At 54.5% G+C, this 12452-nt stretch carries 9 protein-coding genes and 1 riboswitch; of the genes, 3 read left to right on the top strand and 6 right to left on the bottom strand.

All coding sequences use genetic code 11. The features are described 5' to 3' along the window. The first annotated feature begins 192 nt into the window (after positions 1–192). A riboswitch (cyclic di-AMP (ydaO/yuaA leader) is annotated at positions 193–346 on the top strand. Positions 347–454: 108 nt separating this feature from the next. The 3 genes from VB780_RS26195 to VB780_RS26185 all read left to right on the top strand — a co-directional run bounded on the left by VB780_RS26195 (position 455) and on the right by VB780_RS26185 (position 5088). Next, a complete protein-coding gene (locus tag VB780_RS26195) occupies positions 455–1792 on the top strand; it encodes an SLC13 family permease (RefSeq protein WP_323354133.1) in 1338 nt (445 codons plus the stop codon). 773 nt (positions 1793–2565) lie between these two features. Further along, positions 2566–3135 carry a hypothetical protein gene (locus VB780_RS26190; RefSeq protein ID WP_323354132.1) on the top strand — a complete coding sequence of 190 codons (570 nt, stop codon included), beginning with the start codon at positions 2566–2568 and terminating at the stop codon, positions 3133–3135. 333 nt (positions 3136–3468) lie between these two features. Continuing rightward, the gene (locus tag VB780_RS26185) at positions 3469–5088 is read left to right on the top strand and encodes a 2-isopropylmalate synthase (protein ID WP_323354131.1); all 1620 of its coding nucleotides are present in this window, start codon (positions 3469–3471) and stop codon (positions 5086–5088) included. 245 nt (positions 5089–5333) lie between these two features. Here the strand turns inward: VB780_RS26185 and VB780_RS26180 are convergent, their stop codons facing one another. The 6 genes from VB780_RS26180 to VB780_RS26155 form a co-directional block, all read right to left on the bottom strand. After that, positions 5334–6095: a hypothetical protein gene (locus VB780_RS26180; protein WP_323354130.1), complete on the bottom strand. Its 762-nt coding sequence runs from the start codon at positions 6093–6095 to the stop codon at positions 5334–5336. Between the two features lie 331 nt (positions 6096–6426). Continuing rightward, the gene (locus VB780_RS26175) at positions 6427–8436 is read right to left on the bottom strand and encodes a response regulator (RefSeq protein ID WP_323354129.1); all 2010 of its coding nucleotides are present in this window, start codon (positions 8434–8436) and stop codon (positions 6427–6429) included. Positions 8437–8445: 9 nt separating this feature from the next. Continuing rightward, positions 8446–10599 carry an ATP-binding protein gene (locus tag VB780_RS26170; protein ID WP_323354128.1) on the bottom strand — a complete coding sequence of 718 codons (2154 nt, stop codon included), beginning with the start codon at positions 10597–10599 and terminating at the stop codon, positions 8446–8448. Beyond that, positions 10596–11603 (bottom strand): ATP-binding SpoIIE family protein phosphatase, encoded by a 1008-nt coding sequence (locus tag VB780_RS26165; protein WP_323354127.1) that lies wholly within the window; start codon positions 11601–11603, stop codon positions 10596–10598. The genes VB780_RS26170 and VB780_RS26165 overlap by 4 nt, the downstream gene beginning before the upstream one ends. 14 nt (positions 11604–11617) lie before the next feature. Then, positions 11618–11998: an anti-sigma regulatory factor gene (locus VB780_RS26160; RefSeq protein WP_323354126.1), complete on the bottom strand. Its 381-nt coding sequence runs from the start codon at positions 11996–11998 to the stop codon at positions 11618–11620. Positions 11999–12002: 4 nt separating this feature from the next. Further along, a complete protein-coding gene (locus tag VB780_RS26155; protein WP_323354125.1) occupies positions 12003–12419 on the bottom strand; it encodes an STAS domain-containing protein in 417 nt (138 codons plus the stop codon). Positions 12420–12452: the final 33 nt, after the last annotated feature.

Genomic DNA, 12452 nt, shown 5'->3' with positions numbered 1-12452 from the left:
ATCGCCTAAATACTTTACTTTTCCGGGATCTCACCGCGACCGGCCCAACGGGAGGAGTTGGCGTTTTTGGAGTCCTTGGAAAGGATGTGTTTTTGGGTGAGATACGCCTAGCCCGTCCTCGGTATCCGGTGGCCCGTGAGCATTTGCGGATTGTTGAATCTGGGCAAACGTGCTAGATTCTGCTTCAACTCAATAGTTACGCTGCCTAATTCAGCGCTCGTTAAGAGTTCGCTGAAGCGGAGGAACCAACTTTTGGGGCTTATCTCAGGGCGAAACGCATCGCCAGAGAAGGGGATCTCTCACCCCTCGCCCGTCAGCTAACTCCGTCGGCCTTGGGAGAGAACGTACTGGAAGCTTTTTTTAACGCTATCCGTAGTTCTCCTACGACAGTTAACCCCTCGATGACAGTCGTCATCGAAGGGTTTTGTTTAGCACCACAACAAGGAGACAGGCTATGGAAATCTGGTCTGAGATCACCGCGTCGGTGGTCTTTTTTGGAGTCTTGGCCCTGATTGCCACCGAGCGCATGCACCTCACCGTTGCGGCCTTTTTGGGAGCAATGCTGCTGATATTTTTCCATGTGCTCACCCTCGACCAAGCGATTGGCTACATCGGCAACAGCCACGCCACCCTGGCGCTGTTCTTTGGGGTGATGGTGATGGTGCGCGCCTTTGAGCCCACCAAGATTTTTGAATACCTGGCTACCCAAATGGTGATTATGGCTCGCGGCGAAGGCAAGCGGTTGCTGCTGGGCATTGTGGCCATCACCACGCCGATCTGCGCCATGCTGCCCAACGCCACCACGGTCATGCTGCTGGCCCCGCTGATTCCGCCTATGGCGGCAGAACTCAACATCAACTTTGTGCCCCTGCTGATTTTGATGGTTTTTGTGGCCAACAGCGCTGGCCTGCTGACCCTGGTGGGTGACCCGGCCACCTTTATCGTGGGCGACGCAATCAACATGAGCTTTTTGGAGTATCTCACTAAGCTCAGCCTGGGGGGTGTGGTGGCGATCGCCACCATTGTCGTCATACTACCCATCCTCTTTCCCAACACCTGGAACAAAAAGCTGGCTGACCTTGACCACCTGCCCCACCCGGTCGTCAACCATCCCCGCATGCTGGCCCTGGGCGGGCTGATTGTCGGGCTGGTGCTGGTGCTGTTTGTGGTGGGCGAAAGCCTGCCGGTGCCGATATCTCCGGCGGCGATAGCTCTGCTCGGTGCCGCCCTCTGCCTGCTGCTCACCCACCACAGCGGCATTGACACAGTGCACAACATTCTGCGCGATGTTGACTGGAGCACGCTGGTCTTCTTCATGAGCGTGTTTGTGCTGATTGGCGGCCTGCAAGAAACTGGGGTGATCAGCTCGGCCTCGGGCCTGCTGGGGGTGGTGATCGGCCAAAATATTGCCCTGGGCGCGATGCTGCTGCTGTTTGTCACCGGCATTCTCTCCAGCCTGATTCCCAACATTCCCCTGGTGGTGGCGATGGTGCCCCTGCTGAAGGAATACCTGGTGAACGTGAATCTTGCCGGGCCAGAGCTGATGTCACCCGACTTTGCCGGGCAGATTCCGCCCGAAATTTTGCCGCTGTTTGCGGCGATGATGTTTGGCGCAACCCTGGGCGGCAACGGCACCCTGGTAGGCGCATCGTCGAACATTGTGGCGGCGGGAATTGCCGAGCAGCACGGCAAACCAATTTCGTTCCGGCAGTTTTTGAGCTACGGCCTGCCGATCATGGCGCTACAGCTCATCACCATCAGTGCCTACGTGGGGATTCGATTTCTGCTGTAGGCTGCGACTCCAAGGGGGCGATCGCTATGCCGACGAGTAGATGCGCTAAATCAAAATCAAAGCATTTAGCGATCGCACTCCAGAATCAACGCCCCTCTTTTTGGGGATGAGAAAACCCGCTAGCCAACTGTGGTTGGCGGGTTTCTTGAAAGGGCACCGTCATGGGATAGATATTAATTAGAGGTCATGCGATCGCCCCAATTAATACTTATTTTTTTGGCGATCAGATGATTTCATCGTGGATGTTCATCCTCAAGGAGATCTTTCAAATGCATGGGGATCATCTCCTCCCTGGGGAAGACTTCACTTTGTAAAATTATCCTTACGTTGTAGTGAGAGCTTGTGGAGCTTAGAGCTTTAACTCTCGCCTTTGCGATCAATTTTTCTAAGCAAAAACCCTTTCAGCTTGGCGAAAAAGCATCGAAAAGCAGATGTAAAGACTTTTGGATCACAAGCCAAGATTCTTTTGCTAGTAGAAAGCAACAGCGAATCTTGTACAAAATCCAATTTTGAGGTCCGCGATGAAACGACTATCTATAGGCACAATTTCAGCACTTTTTCTCGCAGGGGTAGCTGCGCCTGCCGCCTTTGCCGAAACTCAAGGAACTTTGCAGTCTCAAGCTCCCGGTCAGCAACAAACTCCTGGGCAGATGCAAGCTCCCAACCAAGCGCCTGAGCGGGTGCCTGGGCAAAATCCAGAGTCTTATCCTAACCAAACTCCGGGCCGCCAACAGCCGCGATCTCAGGATTCTGGGCAAATGCAAACCCCTAGCATGGATCGGACTCCCAGCCAGGCTCCTAATCAAGCGCCTGAGCGGGTGCCTGGGCAAAATCCAGAGTCCTATCCCAACCAAACCCCGGGCCGCCAACAGCCCCGATCGCAAGATTCTGGGCAGATGCAAACTCCCGGCATGGATCGGACTCCCAGCCAGGCTCCTAATCAAGCGCCTGAGCGAGTACCTGGGCAAAATCCAGAGTCCTATCCCAACCAAACTCCGGGCCGCCAACAGCCCCGATCGCAAGATTCTGGACAGATGCAAACCCCTGGGCAAACCTCAATGCCCAGCACTGAGTTGAACAGCATGGGCATGGGTGAGTCTCTCTCCACTGATCTAGTGAGCCCGTTCCAGCTGGCCTACATGGCCGTTAGGGGCGAGCTAAACCAAGGCGGCGGCGAAGGTTACTCGGCTCACAAGGCGCGCCAAGGCAATGCCGAGGGTCAAAACATCGTTGAAGCTGCTATCAACCAGGGCTATATCAGCAGCGCCCTCATGGAAGACCAGGGCTACATTGACAGTGTTAACCAAGTTCTGAGAATGCGAGCTTCTGACTGGAGAGGCTAGAGTCCTCCAGTGGTAAGGCTCTAGGGTCAATCTGCCATCCATAGGTCTCCCCCGCCTGGCGCGATCACAATCGCACTGGTGGGGGAGACCTGTTGCTGGGGGGCTAGGCGCTGGCTGGGCAGAAACGTTGTCTGAAGGCAGAGGCTATGTCAGCGATCGCTCAAAATGCCCCGGCTAAGTCGTAGCGAATCCGACTTTGTGCCGGTAGAATAGTTAGAACCGATACATTTATCTGATCTGTTCCAGAGTCGAACCCGCTTCCTGTGGTCATCGTCTGGAAAACGATCTACCGTCGATCTAGCACCCTTTACCGTCTACTCCGTGGGAGTCACCATGAGCAACCCGCCCAGCCCCGATCGCATTCTCATCTTCGACACCACCCTGCGGGACGGCGAGCAGTCTCCTGGGGCCACACTGAATGTCGAGGAGAAGCTGGTGATTGCGAAGCAGCTGGCCCGGCTGGGGGTTGACATCATCGAAGCCGGGTTCCCCTTCGCTAGCCCCGGCGATTTTGAGGCGGTGCAGAAGATTGCGCGGGAAGTTGGCACCGAAACTGGCCCCACCATCTGCGGCCTGGCCCGCGCCACCAAAGGCGACATCGAGCGAGCGGGCGAGGCAGTTAAGCCCGCCGCTAAAGGGCGCATCCACACGTTCCTCGCCACCTCCGATATCCACATGCAGTACAAGCTGCGCAAGAGCCGGGAAGAGGTACTGGCGATCGCCCCAGAGATGGTGGCCTACGCCAAAACCTTCACCGACGATGTGGAGTTTTCGCCCGAAGATGCGGGGCGATCTGATCCAGAATTTCTCTATCAGGTGCTGGAGGCGGCGATCGCGGCTGGGGCCACCACCGTCAACATCCCCGACACCGTGGGCTACCTCACCCCCACTGAGTTTGGCGACCTGATTCGCGGCATTAAAGCCAACGTGCCGAACATCGACCAGGCGGTGATCTCCGTCCACGGCCACAACGACCTGGGCCTGGCGGTGGCCAATTTCCTCGAAGCGGTGAAAGCCGGGGCGCGCCAGCTTGAATGCACCATCAACGGCATCGGCGAGCGAGCGGGCAACGCGGCGCTAGAAGAACTGGTGATGGCCATGCACGTGCGCCGCGCCTTCTACAATCCCTTTTTGGGTCGCCCCGCCGAGTCGGAGGAACCCCTCACCAACATTGACACCCGCCAGATCTACAAGACTTCGCGGTTGGTGTCGAACCTGACCGGCATGTTTGTGCAGCCGAATAAGGCGATCGTGGGGGCCAATGCCTTTGCCCACGAGTCAGGCATCCACCAGGATGGCGTGCTCAAAAACAAGCTCACCTACGAAATCATGGACGCCCAGTCCATTGGCCTCACCGACAACCAGATCGTGCTGGGCAAGCACTCGGGCCGCAATGCCTTTCGCACCCGCCTGCAAGAGCTGGGCTATGAGCTGGATGACCAGGCCCTCAACCGCGCCTTTTTGCGGTTCAAAGAGCTGGCCGACAAGAAAAAAGAAATCACCGACTGGGATATTGAGTCGATCGTCAACGACGAAACCCGGCAGACCCCTGAGCACTTTCACCTCGACCTGGTGCAGGTTTCCTGCGGTGACAGCGCCAAGCCCACCGCCACCGTCACCATTCGCACGCCTGATGGGCAGGAGCTAATGGATGCTGCGATCGGCACTGGGCCGGTGGATGCGGTCTATAAAGCGATCAACCGGGTGGTGGATATTCCCAACCAGCTGATCGAGTTCTCGGTGCAGTCGGTGACTGAGGGCATTGATGCGCTAGGGGAAGTGACCATTCGCATTCGCCACGAAGACCGGGTGTTTTCGGGCCATGCGGCGAATACGGATATTGTGGTGGCCTCGGCTCACGCCTATCTGCACGCACTCAACCGGCTGTACACGGCGTTGCAGACCGGGCAAGCCATCCATCCCCAGCGAGAAACGGTAACGGCTTCACTGTAAAAGCCACGGGGTAGATGTGAGGCTGATTCACTGTGTAGCACTGTTTCAGCCTTTCGCCCTCCAATTCTAAGGGAGCAGAGCTAGGGCATAAAGTCTTAGGGCCGGGTTGCGCCAACACCCTTGTGTTTGGCACTTTGAGAATTGGGGCTGTGTGATTTGAATTTGATATAACGTTGGTGCGCATGAACTGCGTGCAACTCACTTATTGCAAAGGGAGACACACCCCGGCTCGATGTGCTTGTTAGCTAGGGGCGGATTAGAACTTCGACTAGTAGCTCGCCCGACGTCTTACGTAGATCATTTTCGATTCCACGTGGATTTGCAATCCGGCCGTCGGGATCGTAGACGAAGCATACGAGAACATCACAGTTAGGGTGAGTCTCGTATCGGGCGATATCCTCGATGAGCTGGCTACCGAGCTCTTTGGCACCCAGACCCGGCCGCGTTTTTTTGATCTCGATGACCATCTGCTCTGACTTCAGCAGAAAATCCATACGAGACGTCTTGCCCGCGTAGCTTGGGCACCACTCCTCGGGACGGATGTCGTCAAAGTACAGTTGTAGCAACGCGTGCATTAGGTCTTGAACATCATATTCGTCTTGTACATCAAGGGTGGCGCGGTCCTCGCGCCTCGACCTAAGTTGCCGCGCAATTAGATGGAACCGCTCGCAGATCGAGCCGACAAGCTGAATCGGGTTGTATTCAGCCTCAGCAGAGCCAATGTCTCCGGATTCAAGATCTTCCTGAACCGCTCGTAGCACACCTAGCCCCGACTTAGCACTGCCGATATATTCCTTGTGCCCTGTAGCGGATCGGAATGACTCGATGTAAGGACTGCCTGGAGGAAGCCGCGATTCAAGGAACTGGAGGGTCTGGCTTCTCCAAGACGAGAAGGCGCCCGAATCGAGTGTGGGAAAACCGATAACGTTCGGTGGGTTAGGACGATGAGTCTGAATGACTTCCTCGCCCTTCTGAATAAGGCGTTGAACTTTCTCCAAGTCGTCCAAACTTTCACCCTAGCTAACTGTGTATTATGTGTCAGATGTGACGGATAAGTCCCTGATTGTAAGGTGTTATCTGTCACTTTTTGTGGTCCATTCCCCGGTAGGGGGTGTTGTTTGTCAATTATGTTGTATAAACTCTCTAAATGGGTGCTTATCCAACAGCCTTTAGTCTTACAATCTACAAAAGCTTGCGTTGGTAAGCAAAAGTGCTGTTGCACGGTTGACGGGGAGCGATCGCACCAACAACCTCTCCGCCAGTGTGGTACATGGGGTGAGGTCTGAGGTCACCCTACCCTTCACCTATTCTTACAACGCAGCCACCATTTCTGCGATATTACCCCTTTTTCTGCATTAGCGTCCAAATCGTTTGCAACAACGTTTCTGGCTCAATTGGTTTAGTAATATGCTGCTGAAATCCGGCTGCTAATACTTTCTGCTGATTGCTTTCTCCAGCATAGGCGGTGATGGCGATCGCCAAAATATCTCTAATCTGGTCGGACGATCGCTCCCTAATGTGCCGAATCAATCCGTAACCATCCATATCGGGCATGCCGATATCGCTAATGAGCAAATCAAACTCTGCTTGCTGCAGCTGACTTAAAGCCTCACTAGCCGACCCTACCTGAGTAACCTCTGCACCCTGCTGTTCTAGCAAAAAAGTAACTAGCTCTCGCGAATCTCTTTCGTCATCAGCAAAAAGCACTCGCAATCCGTTCAAATGCAGCTCTGAATGATTGTCAGACGAGGGATGATCTGGACGCAATTTTGAGCTGTCAATAATGGGGAGCCTCACGATAAAGGTTGAGCCTTGCCCTTCTCCTAAACTCGCAGCCTGAACGGTGCCGCCATGCAGTTCAACCAGGTGACTGACGATCGCCAGCCCCAGACCTAACCCCCCAAAACTTCGAGTGGTTGTGCTGTCGGCTTGCCGAAAGTAGTCAAAGACATAGGGCAAAAAGCTAGTGGTAATGCCTTTGCCAGTATCACTGACCGTAATTTGAGCATAGGTAACGGGGGGGCGTGGGGGTACAGCATGTTCTTCTTCAATTTTCTCTAGCCGTACCTGTACATTGCCACCCTGGGGTGTGAATTTAACGGCGTTGGAGATTAGGTTCCAAATCACCTGCTGTAACCGGCCAGAATCTCCTAAAACTTGCCCAACATCAGCATCAAAAACCGTCTCAATTTGAATGGATTTTGCTTCAGCCGCGAGTTGTACAGTCTCAAGCGCAGATTCAATCGTGAAGGGTAGATTTACTGGAACTGTATTTAAACTCAGCTTGCCTTGAAGGATACGAGAAACATCGAGTAAATCTTCAATCAGCTGCGCCTGCAATCTAGCGTTGCGCTCGATTGTTGCCAGCGCATATTGCGTTTTTGCGGCGTCTTGCTGTTTGGTTTGTAGTATTCTTGCCCAGCCTAAAATGGGGTTCAAGGGCGATCGCAACTCGTGAGATAAAACGGCCAAAAATTCGTCTTTGATACGATTTGCCTGCCGTAGTTGATCCGCTTGCTCACGGGTCATTTCATACAGTGCATCTAGGCGTTGATTGCGCTCTTGCAGAGTAATTTCTGCCTGCTTGCGTTCATCCTCGATCTGCTTGCGATTTGTAATATCGACCAGAGTCAGAACCGCACCGGTAAAGGTGCCAAATTCATTTAGCACTGGGTCCATTGTTTTGGCAAACCAGCGTGCTTGACTTTGCAATTCTAACAGCTGGCGCTGGTACGTTTCCCTAGCGCGGTAAAAGCAAGTGCCGTCTCCTACCCCCAAGATGGCATTCATTAACTCATAGTGAATTTGCCCTAAAATCTCTTCAGCAGGCTTATTGAAAAGCCGCATCATGGCCTGATTACAGCGCAAGATCTTACCCTGCTGATCGAGCAGGCAGACGCTATCGTTAATGGCATCAAAAGTGGTTTGCCACTCCCGCGCTGAAATTAGCGCTAACTCCTCGGCCTGGCGAATTCGAAAGAGCGATCGCACCGTCGCCAGTAGTTCAATCGGTTCAACGGGCTGGGCCAGATAGCCGTCAGCACCGCTGTCTAATCCTTCGGCCTTATCCTGGCTTTTGACAAAGCTAGCTGAAAGATGCAGCACCGGAATAAAGCGAGTTTGCGGATTGGCTTTGATCTGGCGGCAGACTTCAAACCCGTTTAGATCTGGCAGTTGTACATCTAGAATGACCAGCGCTGGGTCATGCAAGGCGATCGCCTCTAGCCCTTCGGTTCCTGTGGCTGCTTCTACGACAGCAAACCCCGCGTTCTGCAAAATTCGCTTCACGATGTAACGATTGGCTTCGTTGTCATCGATATGCAGAATGGTTTCGCTGGGCACAAACATCACGCATCCTCAAGCATCTAAAACGAGTCCGGCTTTAGCGAGGGCTTCTCGAAGGTGAGAGGCGGCTTCTGCTTGAGATGTTTTCTCCTTAGAAAGGATAGCGACACCTTGTTGAGCTAAACGACTCTGGGCTTCTACAGTTAGCTGGGTTGACGAATGGATGATCACCGGAATGGCCTGAGTAACGGGGTTGTGCCGCAGCTGCTCAAGTGCGTCAAACCCGCTCATCTCAGGCATTTCCAGGTCAAGCAGAATCACTGTGGGTTGTTCACACTCTGCCACCGCCAAGCCTTCCCGTCCACTTGCAGCTTCCAAAAACTGTAGCGGAATATCCGTCAACAACTGTTTAACCACGTATCGGTAGGCCGGGTCATCATCAATAAGTAAGAGTTTCTGAGTCTTGCCCTGACCCACGAGCGTATTGAGTTTGGTGAGCAAGGGCAATTGATCCACAGGCTTGATTAGGAATCCATCGGCTCCTAGGGCGATGGCCTGTTTTTCGTTATCCACGACCGTAATCACCAGTACAGGAATGTCGCGGGTCGCTTCATCACTTTTAATCTCTCGCAGGAATGTCCAGCCGTTTTGCCCCTCTAGCAAGATGTCGAGCACGATCGCCGCTGGCTGAAGCTGCTGTAGGGCCGCTCTGGCCTGAGCCAGGGTGCGGGTGGCGACCAGCTGATATCTAGACGCTTGCAGGTGTTTCTCGTAGATAAATAGCGTTTCAATGTGGTCTTCGATCGCCAGCACGGGCAGACGGGCTGGGTTCAGGGTGGTAATCGGTTGCAGTGAGTCGGGCAGTTCTGCCACGTTGGGGTAAGCGATTGGAATGCAGACCGAAAAGGTCGACCCTCGACCCAGCTCACTGTCAACGGAAACGCTGCCCCCCATCAGCTCGGCTAGCTTGCCCGATATCGGCAATCCTAGCCCCGTCCCTTTCACCTGCTTTTGTAGGTCAGACTCAATTTGCACAAAATCCTCAAAGATGCGCTCCTGATCGGCTGGTGCAATGCCGATGCCGGTATCAGACACCGAGAGCTGAATCATTTGACCGACTTGCTCGGCGGTGACGCGCACCTCTCCCCGCTCCGTAAATTTGAGCGCGTTTGAAATAAAGTTTCTGAGGATTTGGGCAATTTTCCCTTCATCGCTGTAGAGCGAGGGTAGGCCCTCAGGTTCGTCAAACACCAGCGACACCGAGGAACCCTGAACCAGCAGCGGCCGCAGCATGCCTCGCAGGGTGGCAAACAGGTCGCTCACGTCAAAGGAGCTAGGATTCACCTCGGTTTTGCCCGCTTCTACCTTGGCTAAGTCCAGCAGATCGTTGACCAGCTCTGACAACCCATCCGCCGCTTTTTGAATGAATGTCACCTGCTTTTCTTGCTCTGAGGACAGATCCCCATCCATACGAGTCAACAGCATGCGAGATAGCGACAAAATCGAGTTGAGCGGCGTGCGAAATTCGTGGCTCATGTTGGAGAGAAAGCGGGTTTTTAGCTCGTTGGCCTGTTGCAGAGAGCTGGCTTTCTCGTCTAACTCAGCATAGAGAGCAATCACCCCTCGGTTAGTGTCTTCTAACTCGCGGTTGAGGTAGGTGAGCTCTTCCTCTCGCTTGCGGAGTTCGGCCATTGCCCCCAGCAATTCCTGGTTTTGCCGCTGAATTTCGTCGTAGGGGTTTTGGGGCGATCGCCCCGCGACGGCCTCCCGAATCTGCTGGAGCTGTAGGTCTGTGAACAGGGGCGATTCTCTTTCAGAGAGGCTGCGCCAACGCTTCGGCAGGGCTTTGCCGATCCGCACGGTAGTCCCTTGCTCGGTCGATTCAATTTCAAAGGCATCCATCAGTCGGCGCGTGCCAACGATCCCGAGCCCCATGCCGGTAGCAGACTGGTAGCGTCCGTTTAAAACATCGCGCAGATGGGGAATGCCCCCGCCCTGATCCTCCACCTGAATCAGAAAGATTTGGGGGCTTTCTTGTAGGTCAAACGTCACCGTGCCACCCTGGGCGTACTGAAACGCATTGCGGGCAATTTCTGAAACCGCCGTTGCCAGCCGCGCCTGATCTTGTCCGTCAAACCCCAGCTGTTCGGCCAGCTCGCGGGTGCGCTGCCGCGCCTGCACTACATCCTGTTCGTAATGAATTTGCAGGGTGAAGAGGGTGGTCATGCGCCCGTTCCTTTCGCCGCCAACATAGTTACATCGTCGCGCTCACGGTGGAAATCGCGGTGCAGCACCCCGGCGATCAAACTGGGATGCTTTTGACTGAGGCCGGGGTAGCGATCGAGATTCCACTGCGTACTGATGCCATCGGAGTGCATGGTCAGCAGCCCATTGAGGTACCAGGGGTAGGTAAACTCCTTAATCTTACGAACTTCGTGCCCCACGGTGCCGTTGTAAGACATCAAGTTGTGGTGTTCGGTCGCCGAAGAAATGCTGGCCGCAATGTTGCCAATGCCCGCAAAGCAAACGGTCTGCTGCTCAAAGTTGATTTCGGCGATCGCCAGGGCTGCCCCTCGGGTGCTGCGTAACGCCCCATGGGCCGCTTCAATAATGCGCTGCGGCGACTGGTGATGGTGATCGTGAAACACTCGAACAGCGGCGGTCGCCGCACTGGCCGCCGCTGGCCCATGCCCTAACCCATCGACAACGAGAAACAGGCTGCGGTGCTCATCCCCGTCCCAGGCCCAGGCATCCCCAGAAACCTCTTCTCCCAGCTTGGGTAACGCGACCACACCAATTTCAATGATTTTTGGTGGCGAATGAGTAGACGATTTTGCCCAGATATGGGCGAGCAGCGCCGTGCCTTTGTTGGGCTGCGAGTAAATTTCAAACAGGTCAGAGAGGCGGCGAATGGCACCCAGCCCGTTGCCTGATGTTCCGGCGGTAGAAAAGCCGTCTTGTAGGCATTCTTCCACATCTACCATGCCAGACCCTTGATCTAGCCCCAAAACTTCGATCCCGATGATGTCATTTCGTTCGAGCGCCCGCAGCAGCACCACGCCGCCGCCTGCGTGCCGAATCAGGTTGTTCGCTACCTCGGTCACCAAAAGGCCCACCTTGCCCCGCTCGGTTTCTTCAAAGCCAAGCCGGGTGGCCAATGCTAGAGAGGCGCGTCGGGCTTCCCCCGTTTGACTCTGCTCTGTGATGGCGATCGCCGTAGATTCATTCAATTGATATCCTCGAATTACTTCCAGCGTACGATCATTACCTTCGTCCCCTCTCCCACCACAGACTCAATTTCAAATTCGTTGGCCAGCCGTTTTGCGCCCCCTAGCCCCATCCCCAACCCTCCCCCTGAGGTAAAGCCATCCTTAAGCGCCATTTCAATATCCGGAATGCCCGGCCCCTGATCGTCAAAGGTGAGCTTGAGACCGCGCCGCCCGCCATTTTGAAGCGTTTCTAAGGTGAGAGTTCCTCCACCGCCATAGTCTAGGGTGTTGCGAGCCAGCTCGCTGGCAGCGGTGACAATTTTGGTTTGGTCTACTAACCCAAAGCCAAGCTCAATGGCAAACTGGCGCACGGCTTGCCGAACCAAAACCACGTCCGCAGAAGATAAAATTTTCATCTCCTCAATCTTCTGCATCGTCCTCTACGTCCCATTTCGTAGCCGTGACCTGGGCATTTGCGGATTTGCCCGCCGTCGCTTGCAACAGTGCCATTCCCTTTTCTACATTCAGTGCGGTGCGAATGCCGGTGAGGGATAGCCCTAGCTCCACCAGGGTAATGGCGACGGCGGGCTGCATGCCAACCACCACCGTCTCAGCATCCATGACCTGCGACATTTTGGCAATATTGCCTAAAATTCTACCGATGAAAGAATCAACGATATCTAGCGCAGAAATGTCAATTAAAACCCCGTTTGCATTGGTTTGACTAATGCGATTGGTCAGGTCATCTTGTAGCGTCATCGCCAGACGATCGTGCATATCGACCTGAATAGTGACGAGCAAAAACTCGCCCATTTGAAGGATGGGAATCCGTTCCATCAGTCTCTCCTTTAACCTACTGCTCTCCTCCAG

It is taken from the genome of Leptolyngbya sp. CCNP1308 (genome assembly GCF_034932455.1).
GTDB lineage: Bacteria > Cyanobacteriota > Cyanobacteriia > Phormidesmidales > Phormidesmidaceae > Nodosilinea.
Note: the sequence above shows the minus strand (reverse complement) of the source record. Positions and strands in the feature narration are given on the sequence as shown.

What these genes read in the sequence shown, in the direction of transcription:
- VB780_RS26195 (WP_323354133.1), top strand. Translation starts at nt 455, where the DNA reads ATGGAAATCTGGTCTGAGATCACCGCGTCGGTGGTCTTTTTTGGAGTC.
- VB780_RS26190 (WP_323354132.1), top strand. Translation starts at nt 2,566, where the DNA reads ATGGATCGGACTCCCAGCCAGGCTCCTAATCAAGCGCCTGAGCGGGTG.
- VB780_RS26185 (WP_323354131.1), top strand. Translation starts at nt 3,469, where the DNA reads ATGAGCAACCCGCCCAGCCCCGATCGCATTCTCATCTTCGACACCACC.
- VB780_RS26175 (WP_323354129.1), bottom strand. Translation starts at nt 8,436, where the DNA reads ATGTTTGTGCCCAGCGAAACCATTCTGCATATCGATGACAACGAAGCC.
- VB780_RS26170 (WP_323354128.1), bottom strand. Translation starts at nt 10,599, where the DNA reads ATGACCACCCTCTTCACCCTGCAAATTCATTACGAACAGGATGTAGTG.
- VB780_RS26160 (WP_323354126.1), bottom strand. Translation starts at nt 11,998, where the DNA reads ATGAAAATTTTATCTTCTGCGGACGTGGTTTTGGTTCGGCAAGCCGTG.
- VB780_RS26155 (WP_323354125.1), bottom strand. Translation starts at nt 12,419, where the DNA reads ATGGAACGGATTCCCATCCTTCAAATGGGCGAGTTTTTGCTCGTCACT.